Here is a 24851-nt window from a genome sequence, read left to right as displayed (position 1 = left end):
GGAGGGTCCGCGCTGTCCTATAACGGGTCGCTTGGCGCAGCGCTAGTGCGCCAGTCTCCGGCAATCCGATGGATTTGGGGACCGCCCTCAGGCGCGGCGCAGGATCGCCTCGATCGCTTCGCGGGCCTCAGTGACCGCCTCCCTCAGCACAGCGAAGGCGCGGGTCGGATTGTCACCGGTCCGGATTGCGCATTCGAGTTCAGCGGCTGCGTCCGCCACCGCAAAGGCGCCGATTCCCCGCGCCGAGCCTTTCAGCATGTGCGCCAGCGCGGGTGCATCTGCGGGGAGCGCCGCCATCGCCGCGATCAGGCGGCTCGACTGCTCCACGAACATCGCGAGCACCTCGGATTCGAGTTCGGCATCCCCGAGGGTCATGCGCGCGAGATGGTCGAGATCGAGGGGATGGTCGAGCGGAGCAAGCGGCGGCGAGGGCATCCAGTCCATCCGTTGCAGATCAGGCATCATGGCGCGGGCCCCGGCATCGCTGGCAACGCGCCGGTCTGGCGGCGAAGCTTTCGACCTAACCCAACCACGGAAATGGTTAATGGAACGTTATGCCTATTTTACCCAATTCCGCCCTCATATTGACGAAAAGTTGCCGCAATCCGCAGAGTTCCGTGGAAAATTTCATTTATTGCTAAGGCCTTACGGCCCGATCCTGTTAACGATGATTAAGATTGTCTTAATCGCGGCCATTTCATTCGCAGCGCTCTGCCAATAGGATGTTGCGGAAATTGGCGGACAAGCCGTCTCGGGTGGAGGACGGCAATGGATCCGCGTTAGCGGCATGCACCGGTCTGTGAGCTTGCGGAATGCGCGGGCCTCGCGGGGGACGTGTACAAGTAACGAGGGCTCAAACTGAACATGGCGAATACTCCCAAGAAGGTCAAAGACCCCACGGAAGTCGCGCTTTCTGCAATCCAGGAAGCCCTGAACATCAGCGACACGGCTGCGGACACCAGCCGCGCCTCTGCGGTACGGACCGAGAATGGGCCTCCGGCGCTGCCGCCTCCCGTGTTCGACGAGCCGACCTTCGAGGCGCGCCCTGCCGCGACCGATCGGCCGGTGTTCGACCCGATCGAGGAGCCGCGCACGCCGCGCCGCGCCGCCAATGACGACCGCGAGACCATCGGCCAGCTCCTCCAGGCGCTTCAGAAGGGCCGCCCTGCCCGCAGCGTCTACACTTTCGCAACTGTCTTCGCCGGGATCTGGCTTGCGGCCTGCGCCGCGCTGACCGTCGGCTTCCTGCCATCGATCCATGCCGCCATGGGCCAGAGCGGCGGCGTGCTGGTCATCGCCGGCCTCGTCGCGATGTTCTTCGCGCCCATCATGCTGTTCTACTTCCTCGCGAGCCTCGTCTGGCGCGGCCAGGAAATGCGCATGATCGCGCAGGCCATGGCGCAGGTCGCGATCCGCTTCTCCGAGCCGGAGGGTTCGGCTTCCGATTCCATGGTCACCGTCGGCCAGGCCATCCGCCGCGAGGTCGCGGCAATGGGCGACGGCATCGAGCGCGCGATCGCGCGCGCCGGCGAACTGGAGACGCTGGTCGCGAACGAAGTCGCCGCCCTCGAGCGCGCCTACAGCGACAACGAAGTCCGCATCCGCGCCCTGCTCCAGGACATCGCCCATCAGCGCGACAACCTCGTCGGCCAGGCCGAGCAGGTCCGCAGCGCCATCTCCGGCGTGCAGATCGACCTGCGCCACGACATCGCGCTGATCTCGGACGCGATCGCCTCACGCGTCGACGAGGTCGCAAAATCCATCACCGGCGCCCTGGAAGAGCGCGGCGCCCACATCACGCAGGCGCTGAGCAATGCCGGCGATAACATGATCCTCGCGCTCGGCGAGCGCGGCGGCGACCTGCTCGACCGTCTCGAGGAAGCCAGCAACGAGACCACGCGCGCGGTCCTCGACGCCAGCGAGCGGCTGACCACCAGCCTCAACTTCAAGACCGGTCACGTCCACGACGAGTTCGTCGACCTCGCCGACCGCGTCCACGAGATGCTGAACGAGCGCATCGATCGCATCACCGGCGAGTTCGAGCAGCGTTCGTCGGCGATCGTCGACGGCATCTCGGAGCGTACCGAGCAGGTCCACGACTCCCTGAAGAACTCCTCGGACTCGCTCCTGCTCGAGCTCGAGCTGCGCAGCAACGACCTCTCCGCCAAGATCGACGACGCCGGCAACCGGCTCGCCGGCCACATCATGACGAGCGGCGACAAGGCGAGCGAGGCGCTCGACGCCACCGTCAACACGCTGGTCGCCAAGGTCGTGAGCCAGACCGAGACCGCGCACGATTCCCTCTCCCTGCAGATGAGCGCGTTCGACGAGCTGGTGAAGAACCAGGGCGCCGACCTCGTGGAGAGGTTCGCTCGCGACTCCGGCACGCTTGGCGCGCTGATCACCCGCCACATCTCCGAGTTCGACCGTACGGTGAAGACCTTCGGCGGCGAGATCGTCGAGCGCATGGGCCAGCGTACGACCGATATCGCCGAGACGCTGAAGACCTATGTCGACAATTTCGACACCCGCCTCACCTCGAACGGCGGCGAGATCACCGCGGCGCTCGACCAGCGCCTGGTGCAGTTCGAAACCACGCTCGGCGAACGCGTCACCAATCTTGACGGCTCGCTCGGCAGCAAGCTCGCCAACTTCGACGGTGTGATCGAAGGCCACTTCAAGACCCTCGACGATCAACTCGGCGGCCGGGTCGTCGCGCTGGAACAGTCGTTCGACACGCGCGCGAAGTCCGTCACCGAGACGATCGACAACCGCCTCGGCGCGCTCTCGACGTCCTTGACCGACGGTGCCTCGCAGGCGATCCAGTCGATCGACTCGCGCCTCACCCACCTCACGGCGTCGCTGACCGACGGTGCGACACAGGCGATCCAGTCGATCGACGCCCGCCTGACGCACCTGACCACGTCGCTGACGGGCGGCGCGGCGCAGGCGCTGCAGTCGATGGATTCGCGCTTCACCGAGCTCACGCTCTCGCTGACCAACACGGCGGCGCAGGCGGTGCAGTCGGTCGACTCGCGGCTTACGCTGCTGACCTCCACCCTGTCCGACGGCACCGCGCAGGCGATCGAGGCTGTCGACCGCCGCATCACCGGCGTAACCGAGACGATCGACGGCCGCAGCTCGCTTCTCACCAGCACGGTCGCCGCGCGCTTCCAGGAAATCCACCAGGCCATCGAGACCAAGGTCGGCTCGGTCGCCAACGACATCGACGTGCGCGTTGCGCAGTTCGAGGACCTGCTCGGCTCGCGGGTCGAGGCAGTGGCCGGCCGCATCGAGAGCAGTGGACGCCAGGCCAGCGACGACCTGATGTCGCGCGCGGAGATGATCTCCACCACCATCCGTTCGCATGTCGAGGACGCCGAACGTTCGCTGACCAACCTCGTGGTCAACACCAGCGAGACCATCCAGACCGGCGCGCGGACCGCCCAGCAGTCGCTTATGACGGTGTCCTCGGACGTCAACGCACAGCTCAAGATGACCTCGTCCGAGGTCGAGCGCGCGCTGACTGCCGTCGGCACGGGCGCAGCGAACTCGATCCTGACCAGCGCCCGCGAGGCGCAGTCGACCCTGGTGTCCGCATCGGGCGAAGCCTCCAACCAGATCAAGTCCCTGTCGGCCGACGTCGAACGCACCCTGTCGGCGGCGGGTTCGGCCACCGCTGCCTCGATCCTGGCCGGCGCGCGCGAGGTGCAGACGTCCCTCATCACCGCTTCCTCCGATGCCGCCAACCACGTCAAGACGCTCACGGCCGACGTGCAGCGCTCGCTGTCGCTGGCCGGCAGCACGACGGCCGAGGCCATCACCGCCGGGGCACGCGACGCACAGAGCACGCTGATCGCGGCCTCGACCGAGACGTCGAACCAGATCAAGGCGCTGTCCTCCGATGTGCAGCGCTCGCTCTCGATGGCCGGCACCTCGACCGCCGAGACCATCACGGCCGGCGCGCGCGAGGCCCAGAACACCCTCGTTACCGCGTCCTCGGATGCCGCCGGCCAGGTCAAGTCGCTCGCGGCCGAGGTGCAGCGCTCGCTGTCGCAGGCAGGCCAGTCCACCGCGGAGACGATCACGACCAGCGCCCGTGACGCGCAAAGCACCCTGCTCGCGGTCTCGGCCGAGCAGACCGGCCAGGTCAAATCGCTCGCCGCCGAGATGCAGCGCTCGCTGGCCATGGCCGGCGGCGCCACCATCGAGGCGCTCACGGCCGGCGTCCGCGACGCGCAAGGAACGCTCGTCACCGCCTCCTCGGAAGCGGCGAGCCAGATCAAGTCGCTGTCTTCAGACATCGAACGCACGCTCACCGCGGTCGGCGCCGATACCGCGGCGGCGATCCTCAACAGCGCACGCGAGGCGCAGTCGTCGCTGACCGCGACGTCGGCGGATACAGCCAGCCAGATCCGCGCGATCTCGACCGACATCGAGCGCGCGCTCGGCACGGCGACCTCGAACGCCACCAACGACATCCAGACCAGCGCACTGAACGCCCAGAATGCGCTGATCACCGCCTCGAACGAGGCGAGCGCGCGGGTCAAGTCGAGCTCGGCCGACGTCGAGCGCTCGGTGCTCGCCGCCAGCGGCTCCTTCGGCCAGGCCATGACGGCCAAGACCGACGAGATCGTCACCTATGTGCAGCAGCAGGCCGACCGCCTGTCGAACCTGATCGACGCCAAGCGCGGCACGCTGGTGGACGCGATCGGCTCGAAGACCAGCCAGCTCACGCTCGACATCGACCGCGTCACCTCCGACGCGCTGAAGTCGATCGAGACGCGCGGCCAGGCGTTCTCGCAGTCGATGTCGGGCAACGGCAACGAGGTCGCACGCACCATCAACGCGGCGAGCGAAGTCGCGACCGGCGCGGTCAACAAGTCGCTCAGGGACCTCGAGCAGGCCTCGCGCGCGGCGATCGACCAGTCGCGCCAGGTCTCGATCGCGGCGGTCACCGAGATGCAGGAGACCAGCAAGATCCTGCGCACCGACACCGTCGCCCTGTTCGAGCGCCTGCGCGAAGGCAACATCCTCCTCCAGGAGGTGCTGACCGGTGCGCACGACAACCTCAACTCGCTCGAGCGTGCGCTGGTGACCCGCGTCGCCGACTTCGTCTCGGCGATGAACGACGTCACCGCGCGCAACGGCGCGGCGACGCAGAACCTCGAAGAGCAGCTCAACGTCTTCAACACCAAGACCACGAAGGCGCTGGTCGACCTCGGCGAGCTCTCGACCCAGTTCGACGCGCACGGCAAGGCGCTGGTCGATGCCGCCGCTGTCGTCGAGCAGAGCAACAAGAACACCACCGCCTCGCTCGCCGAGCGCAAGCAGGCGCTGGAATCGCTGGTCACCACGATCGACCTGCGCACCGCCGATCTCGACCAGCGGCTGTCGCGCTTCACCGGCCTGCTCGATGAGTCGCTTGCCGCTGCGGAAGAGCGTGCCCGCGACATCGCGCGCGTCGTAGCGGAGACCGCCGGTGCGGGATCTGCCGCGATCACCCGCCAGTTCGAGGCGGTGCGCGTGGCTTCCGAAGAGGAGCACCGCCAGACCATCGACGCGATGCACGACATCTACCGCCAGACCACCGACGAGGCGGACACGATGTTCAAGCAGTCGGCCGAGAAGTTCGGCAACCTCGTCGCCAGCATGAAGCAGATGGCGTTCGAGATGCACAACGAGCTCGAGGCCACGCGCAACGAGCTGCGCCGCGGCGTGCTCGAGATGCCGCAGGAGGCCGCCGAAAGCACCGCGCAGATGCGCAAGGTGATCGTCGACCAGATCGAGGCCCTCGCCGAGCTCAACCGCATCGTCGCCCAGCACGGCCGTGGCCTCGACGTCACGACCGCGGGCCGCGCCTCGGTTGCGCGTCAGGAAGAGCCGATGCTGGCGACCGCCGTCAGCCGCGGCACCGAAACGCGCATCCGCGACACCGGCAGCGCGTCGACCCTGCCGCCGCCGGACCTCGGCGTGCCCGCCTCTCGCCGCACTGAAGCCCCGCCGGTCGCGCCGGCCGGCAACGACCAAAGCCGCGACGGCTGGCTGTCGGATCTGTTGAACCGCGCCGATACCGGCCCGGCGGCTCCGACGGGCCGTGAGGCACCACGCGGCCGTCCGCAGCAGCAGCCGCCTCAGGCGCCGCAAGGTAACGGCAATCCGCTGGAGTCGCTGTCGCTCGACATCGGCCGGCTGATGGACCGCAACCTCGCCGCCGAGATGTGGGACCGCTACCAGCGCGGCGAGAACAAGGCCTTCACCAAGCGCCTCTACACGCCCGCCGGCCAGAAGGCTTTTGACGAGGTCGCCCGCAAGTATCGCGCCGACCGCAACTTCAAGGGCACGGTCGACCGCTACATCTCGGAGTTCGAGCGTCTGCTCGACGAAGTCGCCCGCGACGGCCGCGGCCCGCAGGAGCTGCGCGGCCACCTAACCTCGGAGACGGGCCTAGTCTACACGCTGCTCGCTCACTCGGCGGGACGGCTGGGGTAAGCGGCAGACAGCAACGAACTAGAATGCGGAGGCCTCGCGGCCTCCGTTTTCGTTTGACGAAGCCACGCAACAGAAACTGCAATTCGTGATGTCACCGCAGCTGATGGACATTGCACTACACATCAGCCATCGCACGCGCGACCTATCCGTCATCTGCAGCCGGCTAGGCCTCACGCCGGCAATCATGTGGACGGCGGGCGACGAACGGCAAACTCCCAAGGGAACGCGCATTGGCGGTCGAGGCACGGGATCCTATTGCTCGATCCCTTTCGGAAGAGACAAGCGCGAGCCGCTCGCAAAGCGAATACGGACCGTACTTAGGCGGCTCAAACCGCATCGTCGCGCTCTCAGAACCTTGTCCGCAACTGGGGCCCGATCAGCCTCTTCGTCGGATGGTTCTGCTACGAGCACGCCGGCGATACTCTTGAATTTCAACTCCTGAGGGTAGCGGCCGACTTGCGCATCGCCATCGATTTGAACATCTACGTTCCGGACAGTTCGAAGACCCGATTCCGCAAACGGTGAGCCTACTGCCGCTTCTGCCCCTGCGCAGCCTGAGCTGGCGCTGTGGCGCGCGCATTAGCAGGTGCAGGCGCCGGCTTCGGCGGTTCGGCCGGCGGCGGGGCCTGTTGCGCGCTGCTGTTGCTGGCGCCGAACAGGACGCGGGTCGGGTTGCGGTCAAAATTGTTCACGGCGCGGCTGATGTCGCCGAGGGTACGGCGGCCGTCGGTCATGAGCGCGCCCGAGCGCTTGTCGAAATCATCGGCAAGCTCGCGGATCGACTTCACGGCCTGGAAGAGTTCACCGCCATCCTTGCCGCCGGCGAGCGTGTTGAGGCCGAGCATGAGGCTGTCGGCCTTGAGCATGACGCCGTCGACCTTGCCCATGACGGCATCGATGCGCTCGGAGTTGCGCGCCAGCGAGGTGGTGAAGGTCTCGAGATTCTTCAGCGAGTTCTTCACCGACTCCTGATTGTCCGCGACGAGCTTGTTGATGTTCTGCAGCGTGCCGCGGATCGCCTCGGTGACGTCCTGGAGCTTGTTGGGGTCCGCGGTGAGCGCCGGGATGCCGTCCTCGTCGAGCGGCGGCGGCGGGGCCGCCTCCTCGCCGCCCTTCAGCGAGATTGCGGCGACGCCGGTCAGGCCCTGGAATTCGAGGCCGACCAGGGTGTCCTTGCGGATCGGGGCGTTGTTCTCGACCATGGCGAGTGCGACAACCCGACGCGGGTTGTCCAGCTTCACCGAAACCACCTCCCCCACCCGGATACCGTTGAAGTTGACGCTGCCGCCGTTGCGCAGGCCCGCCGCCGGACCCTCGAACACGACCCGCAGGGGGCTGCGCTGCTTGGTGGTGTGCAGCGACTGGAACCACAGCACGAAGCCGATCGCCGCGGCGATCACCGCCAGCGTAAACGACCCGATCAGCACGTAATTCGCCCGCGTTTCCATGAAGTGCTCCGGATATTCAGCTCATGACCGCGCGGGCGCGCTTGCCATGGAAATACTGCCTCAACCAGGGATGCTGCGAGGCCTGCATGTCGGCGATCGACCCTGCCGCAATGATCTTACCGTTCCCTAAAACGGCGATGCGATCGCAAGCTGTGTAAAGGCTGTCGAGGTCGTGCGTTACCATGAAAACGGTCAGGCCCAAAGTGCGCTGGAGCGTCCTGACCAGTTCGTCGAAATCGCCGGCACCGATCGGATCGAGGCCCGAGGTCGGCTCGTCCAGGAACACGAGCTCGGGGTCGAGCGCCAGCGCACGGGCCAGCGCGACACGCTTGATCATGCCGCCCGACAGCTCCGACGGAAAGCGCTCGGCGACCTCCGGCTTCAGGCCCACCATGGCGAGCTTGGCCATGGTGATCTCGTCCATCAGGCGCTGCGAGACCTTCAGATATTCGCGCATCGGAAACTGGATGTTCTGCCGCACGGTCAGCGAGGAAAACAGCGCCCCCTGCTGAAACAGCACACCCCAGCGCCGCTCGACGCCGCGGCGCTGCGAGCTATTGGACGAATCCAGATCCACGCCGAACACTTCGATACGGCCGGCAACCTTCGAGACGAGGCCGATGATGGTGCGCGTCAGTACCGACTTGCCGGCGCCCGAGGGGCCGACGAAGCCGAGGATCTCGCCGCGCTTGACGTCGAGGTTCAGCCCGTCGAGCACGCGTGTCGCGCCGAACTGCACGGTGATGTCGCGGACGCGGATGATGGGGTCCTGGATTTCGGGTGCCATCATCACATCCCGATCGATGCAAAGAAGATCGCGAACACGCCATCCATGACGATGACGAAGAAGATGCCCTTCACGACCGACGAGGTGGTGTGCTGTCCGAGCGATTCCGCGCTGCCCTGCACGGCAAGGCCTTCGACGCAGGCGACGATGCCGATCACCGCCGCCATCACCGGCGCCTTCACGATGCCGACGATGAAATGATCGATCGAGATCGCATCGCGCAAGCGCAGCAGGAAGGCTTCGGGATCGACGCCGCCATAGAGCCAGGCGACGAGCCCACCGCCGTAGAGCGCGGCCATCGCGCCGAGGAAGGCAAGGATCGGCAGCGCCAGCACCAGCGCCAGCATGCGCGGCAGCACCAAGACCTCGATCGGATCGAACCCCATGGTGCGCAACGCGTCGATCTCCTCGCGCATCTTCATCGAGCCGAGCTCGGCGGTGTAGGCGCTGCCGGAGCGTCCTGCGATCATGATCGCGACCAGCAGCACACCGATCTCGCGCAGCACCAGCACGCCCAGCATGTCGACGACGAAGATGTCGGCGCCGAACCTGCGGAAGTGGAAGATGCCCTGCTGCGCGATGATGCAGCCGATCAGGAAGGTGATCAGCACGATGATCGGCACCGCGCGCCAGCAGACCTGCTCGAGATGATGCACGGTCGAGGTCAGACGGAACGAGCGCGGGCGGATCAGTACGCGACCGCTGGCTGCGAGCACCGCGCCGAGCATGTCGACGAGATCGGTCACGGTCCCGGTGAGGCCGGCGACACCGCGGCCGATCTGCTCCAGCATGCCGGTGATGGTAATGGCGCCGGTCTCGATGACCGGCGTCGCCTTGACCCGCCGCACCTCGTCGACGAGGCTCGAATAGTTCGCCGAGAGCCCTGCGATCTGGGCCTCGGCTGCACCTTGCGTCAGGCTACGGCGTAAGCGCTCGATCAGCCAGGCGCCGAAGGTGTCGAGCTTGGAGACCTCGGAGACGTCGATGAAGATGTTCGGCCGGCTGCCGGCAAGCTTCTCGGCGTCAGCCACCATCCGCTCGAGGGCCGGCGCGAAGCTCGCGGTCCAGGCTCCCGTGGCGCAAAGTGCCAACGCGTTGCCCTTGGCAATTTGCTCCAGCTTTGGATCGCCGTTCAAGATGTCCGCTCCCTAGCGAAGGGTTCGGATGAGAAGAGATGGTTGCGCACGCGCCCTAACCTTGAAGAAGGTACCCCCAACCAGCCATAGTTAGTTGCATCAGGTAACCAGCCGGTTCAGAAATTGCCAGAGTTCTAAATGACTTCCAGCAAACTTCCAATGTTGGCGGCGCGAATCGAGCGCTTCCCGATCGCCGGCCTCTTCACAATCAGCCGGGGCGCCAAGACCGAGGCCGTGACCGTCGTGGCCGAGGTGAGCCGGGGCGACCTGACCGGCCGCGGCGAATGCGTGCCCTACGCGCGCTATGGGGAGACCCCGGAGGCCACACTGAGGGCGCTCCAGGCCATGCAGGAGGCGATCCGGGGCGGACTGGACCGGCGCGCCCTGCAGGCCGCGATGGGCCCTGGGGCGGCCCGCAACGCCCTGGACTGCGCCCTGATCGATCTGGAGGCCAAGGAGGCGGGCCTGCGGGCGTGGAACCTGCTCGACCGCCCGGTTCCGGGGGAGCGCACCACCGCCTACACGATCTCACTGGGCACCCCTGAGGCGATGGCCGAGGCGACGGCCAAGGCGGCGCACCGCTCGCTCCTGAAGATCAAGCTCGGCGGGGAAGGCGATCCTGAAAGGATCGCCGCAGTGCGGAAGGCCGCCCCCGAATCGGAACTGATCGTCGATGCCAACGAGGCCTGGACGCTGGCCAATCTCGAGCAAAACCTGGCTGCCTGCGCCGACGTCGGTGTCACCCTGGTGGAGCAGCCGCTGCCGGCCGGCCAGGACGAGGCGCTGGCGCGCATCAGGCGGCCGCTCGCCGTCTGCGCCGACGAGAGTGTGCATGACCGCACCTCGCTCGCGCCCCTGCGCGAGCGCTACGACGCCGTCAACATCAAGCTCGACAAGACCGGCGGCCTGACCGAAGCGCTCGCGATGGCCGATGCTGCGCAAGCGCTGGAATTCGAGATCATGGTCGGCTGCATGGTCGCGACCTCGCTGTCGATGGCGCCCGCAATGCTGGTGACGCCGCAGGCGCGGTTCGTCGATCTCGACGGGCCGCTGCTGCTGGCAAGGGATCGCGATCACGGCCTGCGCTATGACGAAAGCCTCGTCTATCCGCCGGAGGCATCGCTCTGGGGATGAGCGAACAGGCGGTGCCGCGCAGTCCACATCAGCATTGCGCCCGTGCCGGCCATCGCGGCCATCAGGTAATACAGCGCCTCGCCATAGCGCGCGTAGATCGCGCCCGAGATGATCGAGGTCGTCGAGCTCAACAGCCCGCTGGTCGCCGCGTAGTAGCCCTGCCCGCGCGCCATCTGATGCGCGGGCACGTGACGCACCAGCAGGTTCATGACCCCGACCTGGGTGAGGCCAAAGCTCAGCCCGTGTGCGAGCTGGACCATCGCAAGCACTGCGACTGGAGGCTCCTGCGCTGTGATCGACCAGCGCGCCACCGCACTCAGGCCGCCGATCACCACCAGCAGAGAGGGATGCAGCGAAAGCCGCGGCGACACCGCAAAGACGATGATCTCCGCGAACACGCCGAGCGCCCACAGGCCGGCGATCGTCAGCCCGCCGAGCCCGTGAGCCTGCCAGTTGATCGAGGCAAAGGTGTAGTAGGCGGTATGGCTGCTCTGGATCAGCGCCGCCGAGGCGATGATCGCGAGGAAGCTCGCATCGCGCAGGAGGCGCTTGCCGCCATGCGCGGCTGCGCTCTTTCGTCGCGACTCATCCAGCGGCTGAAGCGAAAGGCCGGTGAAGGCAGTGAGCGCCGCAAGCGCGACGATGATCCAGATCAATTCGCGCGCGGCGATCACATCGACCAGGAGCCCGCAGGCGAGCGCGCCGGCGATGAAGGCCACCGAGCCCCATAGCCGCAACGGCCCGTAGTCGAGCTTGTAGCGGGCGACGCCGCGCAGCGCATAGGCGTCCGTCAGCGGCAGCAGCGGCGTCCAGAAGCAGCAGGTGACGATGTAGAGCAGCAGCACCGGCAGGGGCTGATGCTGCGTGCCGACCAGCGCGAAGCCGATCGCCGACGCGAATGCGGTCAGGATCAGTGCCGCGCGCACGGCCTGGCGCCGCTCGGCGAAGCCGGTCACGAAGGGCAGTGTGGTGAAGCGCGTCACCGCAGGGACCGCGCTGATGATTCCGATCCAGGCCGGCTCGATGCCGACCGCCTTCAGCCACACCGTGAAGAAGGGCAGATGCGTGCCGAGGACGGCGAACGAGACGCTGTAGAACAGTGCCAGGTACACGGCGAATCGCCGGCCTTGCGCCGCTGCGATGGGGATTTGTGATTCGCTCTTCATCAAACCAATTGCGATTCGGTCGATATCGTGATGATCGTTACTGTAACGCGCACTGATTTGCGCGACGAGATTGCCATGGCCACTGAAGCATTCGCCCTCTCGCCTATGTCTGCCCGCGCGGCCGAGCCGAACGAGCAGGACTACGATGCGATCCGCGAAGCCTTCATGGAGACCGCGCGCGGCCGCTGGTTCCTCGGCGAATACGCCAAGCGCAACCGCAACGCCGACACGCGCATGGTGCTCGACGCGGTCGCAAAGATCGAGGAAACCCTTGCAGCACAGCGCCAACCCGTCGTCGAGGACCGGCTGCCCGAGGCGCTCGTGGCGATCCGCCGCGCCATCCGCGAGGCCGAGACGATCGCGATCGCGGCGTTCGATCCCGCTCTGCTCGAGACCAGCCTCGGGCCGATCCACCGCGGTGTGCGCATCATCAAGGAGATCTCCTGGCGCTGGCGCGAGATCGGCGCCGACGGGCGAATCTGCGACCTGATTGATTCGCAGCTCGCGGCCATCGAGGCCGCCTGTGGTCAGACTTCGACCATCGACCCCCGCACCGACCTCAAGGCCGCCTTCGATCTGCTCAGGGACCATGTCGAGCGGGTCGAAACGGGAGACGCGGCGGCGACTCACCCCCCACCTGCTCCGGCGCCCGAGATGCTCGCGATGGCGGATGCCGAGGTGGCGATGGCGGCAAGCGAGCCGCCCGCAGCGGAGATGCCGCAGGCGGTCGCGACAGTTTCCGAGCCTGAGGCCACAGTTGCTGCGGCCGAGGTCGCCGATGAGACGGCCATCAGTGAGGCGATGGACGTCGCTGGAGAGACCGGAATCGCTAAGGTCGCCGAAGGCCGCGTCGCGATCGAAGAGAGCGTTGCCGAGCCTGCCCCCCTCGCGGATGCCGCCGACGAGCTTCCGTTCGATGCCGCAGCCGAGGCGGAAGACGAAGCCATTCTCGAGCGGATCGCGATGGAGATGGCCGCGCCCGATCCCGAGTTCGACGAGGCGATCGCCGAGCCTGTTGAAGTCGCAGCCGCTGTCGAGGCGCCCGTCGCCGCCGGGCCAGACTTGTCCGATCCAGTCTTGCCGGAGCCGGTCTTGCAAGAGCCAGCTTTGCCCGAGTCGATCGCAGCCCAATCGATCGCGCCAGTCGCGCCGTTCGAGCCCGCGGTCGCGATCATGGAGCGCCCGGCGCCAGCAGAGGCCCTGGCAGCTCTACATGCGACGCTACAGGCGGCTTCGCAGACTTCGCCCCTTCCCATGCCCTCGCCGCTGCCGGAGCAGCCGTCGCTCGGCTCGACGATACTTGCGAGCGGCATGCTGCAAAAGCCCCGCGCACCCGCCAACGATCCGCTGGCGCCGATCCGTCGCATGACCCAGGCCGAGAAGATCGCGTTCTTCTCGTAAACGCAGCGCATTCGTGTGAGTCGGAGAATCACGCTGACGCATCTTGCTCCGTCATTGCGAGCGGAGCGAAGCAATCCAGACTTTTCCGCGGAGGGATTCTGGATTGCTTCGCTCCGCTCGCAATGACGGCCTTGAGACAGCGCGCTACAACAACTGTCACCGCAATAGCCCGAGCTCATCCAACAGGCCCAACAATGCCGGCTGACGAAGACACTCTCACCCTCTGGCGGCCAGTCGGACCGAAGGAGCTTGAGCTGATCCAACAAGCGGGTATGCGCGCTTTCCCACCGCGCCTGCCGGATCAGCCGATCTTCTATCCGGTACTCACCGAGGACTACGCGATCAAGATCGCGCGCGACTGGAATGTGCCTGCGAGCGGCGCAGGCTTCGTGACGCGCTTCCGGATCAAGCGGAGCTACATCGACAGGTACGACGTGCAGGAGGCAGGCGGTCGATCCCATCTGGAATACTGGATCCCTGCACAAGATCTCGACGCATTCAACGCCGCCATTGTCGGCCTGATCGAGGTCGTCAGGAGCTTTCCCTAACCACGGCCGGCGCCAGTGTGACCCAGATCACGTCCGCCGCCTGGGTGACCGGCATCACGTCCCTCTCCCCTGAACGCGGTCTAGCGTCCCCGCAACCAATCTCACATCGAGATTAGTCCCTAGGGGAGCACGCTTATGTTCCGTTTCAAATCGTTGCTGATGTATGCGGGCCTGCTCGGAAGCCTGTTCGGCTTTGCGTGCAGTCCCGTTTCCGCGCAGACCGCGATCGTCGAGCAGGGCAATGCCGCGCCTACCGCGCTGCAAGGCCCGGAGCAGCGCGTCGCGCTGGTGATCGGCAATTCGAACTACCAGAACGCGCCGCAGCTCGCGAACCCTGACAATGATGCGCAGTCGATGGCGCAATTCCTCAACTCCGCCGGGTTCGAGGTGATTTCCGCGACCGACCTGACCCAGAATGACATGCTGAGGGTCGTGCAGGACTTTTCCGCGAAGGTCGCCGCGCGCGGACCCAACACAGTTGCGATGGTCTACTACGCCGGTCACGGCGTGCAGCTTGCCGGCGAGAACTATCTCGTGCCGGTCGATGCAAAGGTCTCGAGCCCCACCGAGCTCGTCAACAACTCGGTGCGCCTCGTCGACGTGATGTCGACGCTCGAGACGATCCCGAGCCGCATGCGCATCGTCATTCTCGATGCCTGCCGCAACAATCCGTTCCCATACCTGACCGACGCCAGTCGTGGCCTTGCCATCGTCGACGCGCCGAACGGCTCGATCGTCGGCTACTCGACTGCGCCGGGCGCGGAGGCACTCGACGGCCGGGGCGGTCACAGTCCCTACACCCAGGCCTTCCTGAACGTCGCGCGCGAACCGAACGTGCCGATCGAGCAGCTGTTCAAGCGGGTGCGGCTGGAGGTGAACCACACCACCGACGGCCAGCAGACGCCGTGGGAAAGCTCATCGCTGACGAGCGACTTCTATTTCTTCGGCGACACCGCGGTTGCCGCCAACCGCCCGCCGGTGAAGTCGCCGGTCGTGCAGATGGCGTCCAACCTGCCGAGCCGCTCCGCGCGGCAGGCCTACGATTACGTGCTCTCCGAGGGCAATCCTGAGTACTATCAGGAGTTCGTCCGGATGTACCCGCACGACCCGCTGTGCGACCACATCCGCTGGCTGCTCGCCAACCTCTTGATGGTGGAAGCCTGGCACAAGGCCGTTCTCGCCAACTCGCCGCTCGCCTACAAGAACTTCCACGACAGCTACGCCAGCAGCCCCTATGCGACGCCGGCATTGAAGCTCCAGGTCGAGCCGAAGAAGATCCCGCTGATGCAGGCGACGCATTTCCTCGCGCCGCAGACCATCGCGCCGACGCTGAAGCTCGGCAATCTCGGTCCGACCAAGTACATCCCACTCGCGCAGCAGGGCAATGGCGGCGCGCAGAACAAGCCGATCCCGATCGACAGCAACGTCATCGGCAAGCTCGGCAATGGCGGCCAGATCGGCACGCCGCCTTCCAACAACCAGCCGAACACCACGCCGTCGCAGCTTCCGGGCAAGATCGTCACCCTGCCTGCGCCGACCAATGGCACGACCAACAACGGGACCGTCGGCAAGATCGTGACGCTGCCGGTAACCAACACCACGAATGCCGGCAACAACGCCAGCAACACCGGCAAGATCGTGACCCTGCCGGTGACGACCGCGGGCAAGGGCGGTTCGAACGTCGACATCAAGAACATCGACGTGAAGACCAACAACGTGCAAAGGCAGAACCAGCCGATCCGGACCGGCAACGGCAATACCGGTATCGTCAAGCAGAACAACAATCCGCCGAACAACATCCAGGCGCGGACCAACCATCCGCAGCTCAACACGATGCCGAACCGGATGGGCGGCGGCGCGATGAACAACAACTTCAAGCCGCAATATGCCCAGACGATGAATCAGGCACCGGCGAACGCCGGCATGAATCGCCGCGTCGGCTTCATGCACTGATCATCACGAACTGCAACAATGACGAAGGGCAGAGCAGCGATGCTCCGCCCTCTCTCCCATGTCAGGGTCGCGTGTGATTAAGCACGATCTCGGTTTTTACCTCTCCCCAGCGGGGAGAGGTAAACGGAGCTCTTCGACTCACACCAACCGACAAAGAATCAGGCCACGAGCTCGGCGAACAAATCGGCGTCGACATTGCCGCCCGAGAGCACGATGACGATGTTCTTGCCGGCAACATCGAGACGCCCCGCGAGCAGCGCGGCGAGGCCGACGGCACCGCCGGGCTCGACCACCAGCTTCAGCTCGCGATAGGCAAACGCAACGGCCGCGCCGACCTCCGCGTCCGATGCGGTGACGCCGCGCGACAACAGCTTGCCGTTGATGGCAAAGGTCATCTCGCCCGGGATCAGCGCCATCAGCGCGTCGCAGATCGTGCGTCCTGCGGGCGCATGCGCCTCGCGGTGACCTACGGCGAGCGAGAGCTTGTGATCGTCGAACGCTTCGGGCTCGGCCACGACGAGCTGGGCCTGCGGATAGCGGGCTTTCACGGCGGTCGCGACGCCCGCGATCAGGCCCCCGCCGGAGGCCGGCGCCACGACGATATCGGGCGCGATACCGAGCGCCGCCATGTCCTCGGCGATCTCGCGGCCCGCGGTACCCTGCCCTGCGATGACGTAGGGATCGTCATAGGGCCTGACCAGCGTCGCGCCGCGCTTCTCGGCAATGCCGCGTGCGATCGCTTCGCGATCGTCACGGTCGCGATCGTACAGCACGACCTCGGCGCCGTAGGATTTGGTGCGCTCGCGCTTGGAGAGCGGCGCATCCGACGGCATCACGATGGTCGCCTGCATGTCGAGGATCTTTGCCGCGGCCGCCACACCCTGGGCGTGATTGCCTGACGAGAACGCGACCACGCCGCCGCTGCGCTTGTCCTGCGGGATCGAGGACACCTTGTTGAAGGCGCCACGGAACTTGAACGAGCCGGTCCGCTGCAACATCTCCGGCTTCAGGAACACCTTTGCACCGACGAGCTCGTTGAGCACAGGAAAGGACAAAAGCGGGGTGCGGATGGCGAAGGGCGCGATCACGCGCGCTGCGGCATCGATGTCGGCGGGTCCGACCGGGAGGGGCTGTTCCGTCATGGGTAATTTGTATCCCGGCCGCCCACGGCTGGGAAGACACCGCCGCGTGAGAGTATCAGGCGACGAAGCGCGGCTGTTCCCGTCCGCCTGCGTGCGGCAGCACGGCGCCGACGGCCCGGATGCTGTCGACGAAGGCGCGCGCCGAGGCCTCCCAGGTATGATTGGCGGCAAATTCGACGCAGGCCTGCCTGGAAATGTCGAGTGCGACGAGGCAGGCGCTGCGCAGATCCTCGTCCAGCACCCCGACCGGCGCATCGCCGATCACGTCCCGCGGCCCCTTCACCGGGAAGGCCGCGACCGGCAGGCCGCTCGCCAGCGCTTCGAGGAGCACGAGGCCAAAGGTGTCGGTCCGGCTCGGAAACACGAACACGTCGGCCGCGGCATAGATTTCGGCCAGCGCCTCGCCGTGCTTTTCGCCTAAGAAGATCGCCTGGGGATAGGCCTGCTCCAGGCCAGCGCGCGCCGGGCCGTCGCCGACGATCACCTTGGTGCCGGGCAGATCGAGGTCGAGGAATGCTTCCAGATTCTTCTCCACCGCGACGCGGCCGACGCAGAGGAACACCGGCGCGGGAAAGCAGAGATCGATGGCGCGGGGATAGAACAGCTTGTTGTCGACGCCGCGCGGCCACAGCACGACATTGTCAAAGCCGCGCTCGCTGAGCTCACGCGCCAGTGCCGGGGTCGCCGCCATCACGGCGCGGCTGGGCGCGTGGAAGCGGCGCAGCGCCCGCCAGATCAGCGATCCCGGAACCGGCACCCTGGCCCGGACATATTCAGGAAAGCGGGTGTGGAAGCTCGTCGTGAACGGCAGCTTGCGCTGCCGGCAATAGCGGCGGACCATGAGGCCGATCGGCCCTTCGGTCGCGATATGGATACTGTCGGGACGCGCTTCCTCGATCAGCTTTGCGATCTTCGCTGGCCGCGGCATCGCGAGCCGCACGTCGCGATAGCTCGGCATCGCGAAGGTACGGAACGATTGCGGGGTGAGGAAGCTGAACTCGACGTCCAGCGCCTTGGCGGCGTCGGCGAGCTTGGTCAGCGTCCGAACCACACCGTTGACTTGCGGGTGCCAGGCGTCGGTCGCGACCAGGATGCGCATCACGCAGCTCTTGCGGCCACCGGCACGACCGGCGCGGCCTTTCGCAACTGGTCGGCCCAGGTGATGATCTCGAAATGACCGTCGTCATGCTCGGCCAAGGCGGTGCAGCTCTCCACCCAGTCGCCGCAATTCATGTAGCGGATGCCGTTCTCGTCACGGATCACGGCATAGTGGATGTGGCCACAGATCACGCCGTCGGCCTCGTGGCGCCGTGCTTCGGCGGCAAGCGCCTGCTCGAACGCGCCGATATAGTTGACGGCGTTCTTGACCCTCAGCTTCGCCCATTGCGACAGCGACCAATAGGGCACGCCGAAGGCGCGACGGAAGAAGTTGACGAGCCGGTTCACCTGGATCGCGAAATCGTAGGCCTTGTCGCCGAGATGGGCGAGCCAGCGCGCGTTCTGCACCACGAGGTCGAAGATGTCGCCGTGGATCACGAGGTAACGCTTGCCGTCCGCGCCGGTGTGGACGGTGTTTTCGACCACATCGATGCCGCCGAAATGCGTGCCGTAATAGTTCCGCAGAAACTCGTCGTGATTGCCGGGGATGTAGATGACCTTGGCGCCCTTGCGCGCCTTGCGCAGCAGTTTCTGGACGAGATCGTTATGCGATTGCGGCCAGTACCAGCCTGATTTCAGCGCCCAGCCATCGACGATGTCGCCGACGAGATAGATGGTGTCGGCATCGTGGTAGCGCAGGAAGTCGAGCAGAAGATCGGCTTGCGAACCGCGGGCCCCGAGATGAACGTCGGAGATGAACAAGGTCCGGAAGCGCCGTTCGGGACTCTCGTCACTCATATCGTAACTTCCCATGCATCAGCCTGTAACAATGTCCCGTGACAGGGGGATGACCGATTGAACCTGTGAGGCACCCTCAGATACGAATCAAACTTTGCCTCGCCCTCCCCGCGGATATCAGCCGCATGCGACAATCACGCGACATGGCGTCGCAGACGCCTCCGCAAAACACCGGAAACCGATAGGTTTATTGGTTAACGCCAGCGGGCCGCGCGCGGCTGCCGCCGCCATCGCCGCCGAGGTCAATAGAACTTGTGGAAATGATGGATCGGCCCGTGGCCGTGACCGACGCTGAAGCGGTCGGCAGCCGCAATCGCCGCGCTGATCCAGGCCTTGGCGTTGCACACGGCGGTCGCGAGGTCTTCGCCCTTGGCGAGACCTGCTGCGACGGCAGACGATAGCGAGCAGCCAGTGCCATGGGTATTTTTGGTGGAGACCCGCGGCGCGGCGAGCGCAATCACGCCGTCCGCGCTGACGAGATAGTCGATGCTCTCTGAGCCCCGCCCGTGCCCGCCCTTGATCAGCACCGCGCGAGCGCCAAGCGCGAGCAGGCGTCGCCCCTGGCTCTCGATCCCGGCCTCGCTCTCCGCCACCTTCTCGTCGAGCAGCGCGGCAGCCTCGGGCAGGTTCGGCGTGATCAGCGACGCGAGCGGAATGAGTCTCTTGCGCAGCGCTTCGACGGCTTCTGCCGCCAGCAGCCGGTCGCCGGAGGTCGCGACCATCACGGGATCGAGCACGACATGCGGCGGCGACCATCGCGCCAGGCTGGAGGCGATCGCATCGATGCTGGCCGCCTGCGCCACCATGCCGATCTTGACCGCGCGGACATCGAGATCGGAGAACACCGCATCGATCTGCGCGGTCACGAACGCGACGGGCACCGCATGAATGCCGGTCACGCCTTTGGTATTTTGCGCGGTCAGCGCCGTGATCGCGGAGGCGCCATAGACGCCGAGCGCGGCGAAGGTCTTCAGGTCGGCCTGGATGCCGGCGCCACCGCTCGAATCGGAGCCGGCGATGGTCAGCGCTGTGGGCGTCGTCATGGCGCGCCTTTTCGTTGGATCGGGGCCATGTTCTGTCCTAACCCGCAGATCCGGGGGCAGCAAGCTGGCTTGCGCCCGGGGGCAGCAAGTTCGCTTGCTAAAGCCGGCCGATTTTGGCCTATTAGCCGCCAAATCATGCCTTCGGAGTAGCCGCGATGGTTCCTTTCTTCGTCCAGATCAAATGCAAGCTCGGCCAGTCCTACACGGTCGCCAACGCGCTCGCCGAAGCCGAGATCGCCTCCGAAATCTATTCCACGGCGGGCCACTACGACCTCCTGGTGAAGTTCTACGTCGACAAGGACACCGACATCGGCCACTTCATCAATGAGAAGGTGCAGATCCTGCCGGGCATCCAGGACACCCTCACCATCATCACCTTCAAGGCGTTTGGCGGCCGCTAACCGCCCTCCTTCCGCTTCGGCGGCGGCTTGGGTCCCTCGACCGGCGGCAGCGATTTCAGATATTCGGCCATCGCGGCGCGGTCCTCGGCCGTGAGCTGCGCGAGATTCTTGATCACGGGCCGCATCGCGCCGGAGGCGCTGTCGCCCTCGGGCATGTCGCCGGTCTCGAGGAAATCGGCGATGTCCTTCTCGCTCCAGTCGCCGATTCCCTTTTGCGTGATGTTCGGCACCCATCCCTCGCCTTCCGGACTGGGGCCGCCGGCAAAGCGCTGCGACGTGATGAGGCCGCCGAGCAGATTGCGCGGGCTGTGGCACTCGGCGCAGTGGCCAAAACTGTTCACGAGATAGGCGCCGCGATTCCATTGCGGCGAACGCTTGGCATCGCCCACGAACGGCGTGCCGTCCATGAACAGCCATTTCCAGACACCGACATTGCGGCGGATGTTGAACGGAAACGGCAAATCGTGATCGCGCACCCTGCCCGACACGGCGGGCAGCGTCTTCAGATAGGCGAAGAGATCGCGGACATCGTCCACCTTCGCATGCGCGTAGGACGTATAGGGAAATGCCGGAAAGTAATGCGCGCCATCGGGCGAGACACCCTTCATCACCGCATTGACGAAATCGGCCTCGCTCCAGCGTCCGATGCCGTCGGCCGGATCCGGCGAGATGTTCGGCGCATAGAAGGTGCCGAACGGTGAGCCGATGGCAAGGCCCCCGCCGAGCCGCAGGCGGTCGGGCTGGTTGGGCACGGCATGGCAGGACGCGCAGCCCCCGGCGTTGAAGAGTTCCTCACCGTTGGCAAGATCGGGCGCGCGCGAGGCCGCCGGCAGCGCCAGCGCGACCGGCGCCGTAAGCCGCCAGTAGAGCGCAAGGCCGAGACAGGCGGCAAGCAGCGCAGCAATGATTGTTCGTCGCACCATTCACGAAATCCATCGATGTCCGACGAACTTTTAAAGGCGTGGCCGCGCCCGCTCCAGCCACGAATAATTTAGATGGTCTGAACGCCCGACGGGAATAAATTCCAAGTCGCGCTGTTTGGAGTTTTGCCACCTTTCGAGGTCAACAGGGAGAGAACCATGAACAAGGCCCTTTTTGCCACGCTCGCGCTGACGGCCGCCGTTGCATTTGCCGGACCCGCCTGCGCGGAGAAACTGAAGGCGACGCTGGACGGCAAGGCTGAGGTGCCTGCGACGACCACAAGCGGCACCGGCACGGCCGATCTGGACTATGACGCCGCCAGCAAGAAACTCTCCTGGACCGTCACCTATTCCGGGCTCTCGGGCCCCGCGACCGCCGCTCACTTCCACGGCCCGGCCGAGACCGGCAAGAATGCCGGCGTCGCGGTCGCGATCCCGAATGCGGCGTCGAGCCCCGTCAAGGGCGAAGCGACGCTCACCGACGCGCAAGCCGCCGATCTGCTCAGCGGCAAATACTACGTCAACATCCACACCGCAGCGAACCCGGGCGGCGAGATCCGCGGCCAGGTGACGAAGTAAGCGCTGCATTATCTTGCCACGAAATGAGGCCGGGCGTTCGCAAGAGCGTCCGGCCTTTTTCCGGCCTACGACCGAAGAGGTGGCGCGAACCTGCTTCAACGTCGTCATGCGCAGCGAAGCAATCCAGGAATCTTTCCGCGGCAGCAGTCTGGATCGCTTCGCGGAGCCTGTCATCGGGCCGCGCGTTGCGCGGACCCGTTGGTTCGCAATGACGGAGCAAGGTGTTTCGCCGTCATCCTCTCACTCCCGCGAGGCACGTCACGAGCCTTGCATGTATCGAACAGGGTTGTTCGGATCCGACGTGAAGATGTCGGCAACTTCCGCGAAGAGCAGCGATATCGCCTTCTGCTTCAGGTCATCGAACCTCTCGAAACTGAAGTTGTTTCCACCCATTCGCAATTCGCCGAGTTGTCCCGCATATCCGGGTACGATCGGCGCGCCTTGCCGGGTCACCGCCACGTAGACGCTGATGTAGTTCTTCTGAAGAGCAACACCGATCACCGGCCATTCGGTGGTCTTCCCGGATTTGATCGCATAGCGAAATTTTCCATAGCCGATCATCTTCATCCGCATACCCGCCTCTCCCGCTTGTGTTCCCTTATGGAAAAACCGCTTGAGAGCCGGAGCGGCCTGGACGATCAGCTTGTGAAGGTTGACCAGGTCATGCTTTCGCTCTGGATCGAAATCGAGGTAGGCCTGCAATGTATCTGCCGTCACGCGGAACATGTGAGTCTCGACCGCTGCTGCTGAACCAATGTGCTGTCGACGAATAGAGTATGCGCAGTGTGCCACGCGCCGGCATCGTCTGCTTGATCGAAATTGATCAGCACCGGACGCCGATGCGCAGTCCGCCTTGGCCTGGCGAAATTCGATGGTTTGACTGGTGATTTCGGGTTATGGTCGTTGGTCGCACGCGTTGTGCAGGCGGCCGACTTTTCGAACACAATGCAGAGTTCGCGCCGGATTGCCGTTTGAATGGCTGGGCCAAGCGACCGTTCGGGCACGTGACAAGGTCAGGTCATGGGCGGGCACTCGACCGATTTCCTCAACGGAGGCGGCAAGATGGGCGCGCTGATGCGCGCGCACGACTGGTTGACGTCACCGCTCGGTGTACCCGCGCAATGGCCGGACACGCTCAAGTCAGCAGTCGCAACTTGCCTCAATTCCCGCTTTCCCATGGTCGTCTGGTGGGGGCCGCAGCTCATCATGCTGTACAATGATGCGTGGCAGCCCATCCTCGGCGAGACCAAGCATCCCCATGGCCTCGGCCGACCAGGCGCGGACTCCTGGCCCGACACCTGGCCGATAGTCGGTCAACAATTCGAAAGCGCGCTCAAAGGCGTTGCGAGCTGGTCGGAAGACCTGCTGCTGGCGAGCGACCGCCACGGATACATGCAGGAATGCTATTTCACGTACTCACACAGTCCGCTGATCGATGCCACCGGCAAGATCGTCGGCGTCCTCACGGCCGTCGTTGAAACGACCGCGCGCATCCTGACCGAGCGCCGGATGCGTGTCTTGGGTGCATTGTCAAAGGCGACGATCGAAGCAACGACGGGTGACGTGACGATCGAGGAGACCTGTCAGAATCTCCTGGATCTGCTCTGTTCCGACAATCCCGACATCCCGTTCGCCGTTCAGTTCATCGCCGACGAGAGCGGGCACGCTCGGCTTGTCGCTGCAAGCCAGATCGATCGCGCCCTGTTTCCGTCCTCGTTGTCGGCCCTATCACCCGACGATGTATGGGGCATCGTCAATGTCCTCAAGACGCGCGCGCTGCGGATCATCGAGCGATCGCCCGAACCGCGGTTCGCGCTGCCGGGCGGCAGCTGGCCTGAACCGACGACGCAACTCGTCGCATTGCCGCTTTTGCGCAAGAGCCCCGGTAACAACCTGGTGGGCGCGTTGCTCATCGGCGCCAATTCGCGCCTGCATCTCGATTCAGAATATCTTGATTTCCTGATGCTGGTCGCCGCCGAACTGGCTGGATCAATATCGGCCCTCCGGAGCATCGAGACGGAACAGCGCTCCGCGCGAGCCAAGGAGCTTCTGGTGCGAGAATTGCAGCACCGAAGTCGCAACTTGCTCGCTGTGGTCCGGTCAATCTCGGAACGGACACGCGCGACGAGCACGTCGCTTGACGATTATGCAGGCGACTTCAACGGGCGCCTGGGCGCGCTTTCGCGGGTTCAGGGCCTTCTCTCCCGCGAGGAGTCGGAAGCGATTGGCCTTGATGAGCTCGTGCACATGGAAATGAATTCGCTGGGCGTAACGGACTCCTCCGACGTCTCGATTGGAGGTCCGAACCTGGCCCTTCCTCGGGATTCCGTGCAGATGCTTTCGCTCGCCCTGCATGAACTGGGCACGAACTCCATCAAGCACGGTGTCCTCAACGGCTCCGGCGGCACCCTGGAGATCCGCTGGAAGCTGGCGAGCACCGACAAGCCCGCCCTGCGTCTCGAATGGAGCGAACGCAGACGCAAGCTCGCCGAGCTGGTCGTATCGCATCGACACGGGTTCGGCCGGACGCTGCTCGAACAGGCACTCCCCGGACAGCTTGGGGCGACGACGCGGTTCGATTTGCGGCCTGACGGCTTGCAGTGCGTCATCGAGCTACCCGTTGAATCCGCAACATGACGGCTGCGGAGCAAAGCGCTCAATCAGGCCGGACGGGCCGAAATGTGCTCGTCGTCGAAGGCGAATTCTAAACTAAGCTCACGGCCCACTTTTCTCTCGCCTGCATGATCGAGCTCGGCTAACGTTGACGGGCCCAGAGGAAGCAATCCATGATTGTGCTGCGAGCCG

Annotated in this window: 20 protein-coding genes; 9 read left to right on the top strand and 11 right to left on the bottom strand. The window is 65.3% G+C overall.

Annotated elements, in window-relative coordinates:
* Nucleotides 1–87: 87 nt before the first annotated feature.
* Nucleotides 88–465 (bottom strand): Hpt domain-containing protein, encoded by a 378-nt coding sequence (locus tag YUU_RS0148715; protein ID WP_027528625.1) that lies wholly within the window; start codon nucleotides 463–465, stop codon nucleotides 88–90.
* Nucleotides 466–544: 79 nt separating this feature from the next.
* On the opposite strand from YUU_RS0148715, the gene YUU_RS59980 reads away from it, so the two are divergent.
* Both YUU_RS59980 and YUU_RS0148710 read left to right on the top strand, forming a co-directional pair.
* Entirely contained in the window at nucleotides 545–721 is a 177-nt protein-coding gene (locus YUU_RS59980; protein ID WP_156944986.1) for a hypothetical protein, read from the top strand.
* Between the two features lie 143 nt (nucleotides 722–864).
* Nucleotides 865–6492: a S41 family peptidase gene (locus YUU_RS0148710; RefSeq protein ID WP_027528624.1), complete on the top strand. Its 5628-nt coding sequence runs from the start codon at nucleotides 865–867 to the stop codon at nucleotides 6490–6492.
* Nucleotides 6493–7019: 527 nt separating this feature from the next.
* On the opposite strand, the gene YUU_RS54740 is transcribed toward YUU_RS0148710, so the two are convergent.
* Genes YUU_RS54740 through YUU_RS0148695 form a run of 3 tightly spaced genes read right to left on the bottom strand, consistent with a single transcriptional unit; the run spans nucleotide 7020 to nucleotide 9863 of the window.
* Nucleotides 7020–7940 carry an MlaD family protein gene (locus YUU_RS54740; RefSeq protein ID WP_051390325.1) on the bottom strand — a complete coding sequence of 307 codons (921 nt, stop codon included), beginning with the start codon at nucleotides 7938–7940 and terminating at the stop codon, nucleotides 7020–7022.
* Between the two features lie 16 nt (nucleotides 7941–7956).
* Nucleotides 7957–8727 (bottom strand): ABC transporter ATP-binding protein, encoded by a 771-nt coding sequence (locus YUU_RS0148700; RefSeq protein ID WP_027528623.1) that lies wholly within the window; start codon nucleotides 8725–8727, stop codon nucleotides 7957–7959.
* A 2-nt stretch (nucleotides 8728–8729) separates the two neighbouring features.
* Nucleotides 8730–9863 (bottom strand): ABC transporter permease, encoded by a 1134-nt coding sequence (locus tag YUU_RS0148695; RefSeq protein ID WP_027528622.1) that lies wholly within the window; start codon nucleotides 9861–9863, stop codon nucleotides 8730–8732.
* Nucleotides 9864–10001: 138 nt separating this feature from the next.
* Between YUU_RS0148695 and dgcA the strand changes: the two genes are divergently transcribed.
* The gene (dgcA, locus tag YUU_RS0148690; RefSeq protein WP_027528621.1) at nucleotides 10002–10997 is read left to right on the top strand and encodes an N-acetyl-D-Glu racemase DgcA; all 996 of its coding nucleotides are present in this window, start codon (nucleotides 10002–10004) and stop codon (nucleotides 10995–10997) included.
* Here dgcA and YUU_RS0148685 read toward each other — a convergent pair.
* Complete coding sequence (locus tag YUU_RS0148685) at nucleotides 10967–12163, bottom strand: MFS transporter (RefSeq protein ID WP_027528620.1); 1197 nt, start codon at nucleotides 12161–12163, stop codon at nucleotides 10967–10969. The genes dgcA and YUU_RS0148685 overlap by 31 nt on opposite strands.
* Nucleotides 12164–12238: 75 nt before the next feature.
* Here YUU_RS0148685 and YUU_RS0148680 point away from each other — a divergent pair, with 75 nt between their 5' ends.
* The 3 genes from YUU_RS0148680 to YUU_RS0148670 all read left to right on the top strand — a co-directional run bounded on the left by YUU_RS0148680 (nucleotide 12239) and on the right by YUU_RS0148670 (nucleotide 16065).
* Nucleotides 12239–13564 carry a hypothetical protein gene (locus tag YUU_RS0148680; protein WP_027528619.1) on the top strand — a complete coding sequence of 442 codons (1326 nt, stop codon included), beginning with the start codon at nucleotides 12239–12241 and terminating at the stop codon, nucleotides 13562–13564.
* A 194-nt stretch (nucleotides 13565–13758) separates the two neighbouring features.
* The gene (locus YUU_RS0148675; RefSeq protein ID WP_027528618.1) at nucleotides 13759–14112 is read left to right on the top strand and encodes a hypothetical protein; all 354 of its coding nucleotides are present in this window, start codon (nucleotides 13759–13761) and stop codon (nucleotides 14110–14112) included.
* A gap of 135 nt (nucleotides 14113–14247) precedes the next feature.
* Complete coding sequence (locus YUU_RS0148670) at nucleotides 14248–16065, top strand: caspase family protein (RefSeq protein WP_027528617.1); 1818 nt, start codon at nucleotides 14248–14250, stop codon at nucleotides 16063–16065.
* 158 nt (nucleotides 16066–16223) lie between these two features.
* On the opposite strand, the gene YUU_RS0148665 is transcribed toward YUU_RS0148670, so the two are convergent.
* From YUU_RS0148665 to thiD, 4 genes are all read right to left on the bottom strand, one after another.
* Nucleotides 16224–17207 (bottom strand): threonine/serine dehydratase, encoded by a 984-nt coding sequence (locus tag YUU_RS0148665; protein WP_027528616.1) that lies wholly within the window; start codon nucleotides 17205–17207, stop codon nucleotides 16224–16226.
* 55 nt (nucleotides 17208–17262) lie between these two features.
* Entirely contained in the window at nucleotides 17263–18306 is a 1044-nt protein-coding gene (locus tag YUU_RS0148660) for a glycosyltransferase family 1 protein (RefSeq protein ID WP_027528615.1), read from the bottom strand.
* Complete coding sequence (locus tag YUU_RS0148655; RefSeq protein WP_027528614.1) at nucleotides 18306–19118, bottom strand: UDP-2,3-diacylglucosamine diphosphatase; 813 nt, start codon at nucleotides 19116–19118, stop codon at nucleotides 18306–18308. The genes YUU_RS0148660 and YUU_RS0148655 overlap by 1 nt, the downstream gene beginning before the upstream one ends.
* Before the next feature lie 227 nt (nucleotides 19119–19345).
* On the bottom strand, nucleotides 19346–20146 hold the full coding sequence (thiD, locus tag YUU_RS0148650) for a bifunctional hydroxymethylpyrimidine kinase/phosphomethylpyrimidine kinase (protein WP_027528613.1): 801 nt from the start codon (nucleotides 20144–20146) through the stop codon (nucleotides 19346–19348).
* A gap of 155 nt (nucleotides 20147–20301) precedes the next feature.
* On the opposite strand from thiD, the gene YUU_RS0148645 reads away from it, so the two are divergent.
* Nucleotides 20302–20547, top strand: coding sequence for an Lrp/AsnC ligand binding domain-containing protein (locus tag YUU_RS0148645; RefSeq protein ID WP_027528612.1), 246 nt, complete (start codon nucleotides 20302–20304; stop codon nucleotides 20545–20547).
* Here YUU_RS0148645 and YUU_RS0148640 read toward each other — a convergent pair.
* Nucleotides 20544–21470, bottom strand: a complete 927-nt coding sequence (locus tag YUU_RS0148640) for a cytochrome c (protein ID WP_027528611.1) — start codon at nucleotides 21468–21470, stop codon at nucleotides 20544–20546. The two genes, YUU_RS0148645 and YUU_RS0148640, sit on opposite strands and share 4 nt — an antisense overlap.
* Before the next feature lie 156 nt (nucleotides 21471–21626).
* Here YUU_RS0148640 and YUU_RS0148635 point away from each other — a divergent pair, with 156 nt between their 5' ends.
* Nucleotides 21627–22046 carry a CHRD domain-containing protein gene (locus YUU_RS0148635; RefSeq protein WP_027528610.1) on the top strand — a complete coding sequence of 140 codons (420 nt, stop codon included), beginning with the start codon at nucleotides 21627–21629 and terminating at the stop codon, nucleotides 22044–22046.
* A 258-nt stretch (nucleotides 22047–22304) separates the two neighbouring features.
* Here YUU_RS0148635 and YUU_RS0148630 read toward each other — a convergent pair whose 3' ends face one another.
* Entirely contained in the window at nucleotides 22305–22772 is a 468-nt protein-coding gene (locus YUU_RS0148630; RefSeq protein WP_027528609.1) for a hypothetical protein, read from the bottom strand.
* A 294-nt stretch (nucleotides 22773–23066) separates the two neighbouring features.
* On the opposite strand from YUU_RS0148630, the gene YUU_RS0148625 reads away from it, so the two are divergent.
* Entirely contained in the window at nucleotides 23067–24683 is a 1617-nt protein-coding gene (locus tag YUU_RS0148625) for a PAS domain-containing sensor histidine kinase (RefSeq protein ID WP_027528608.1), read from the top strand.
* Nucleotides 24684–24851: the final 168 nt, after the last annotated feature.

This window comes from Bradyrhizobium sp. Ec3.3 (genome assembly GCF_000472925.1).
GTDB lineage: Bacteria > Pseudomonadota > Alphaproteobacteria > Rhizobiales > Xanthobacteraceae > Bradyrhizobium.
This window is presented reverse-complemented; position numbering and strand designations above follow the sequence as displayed.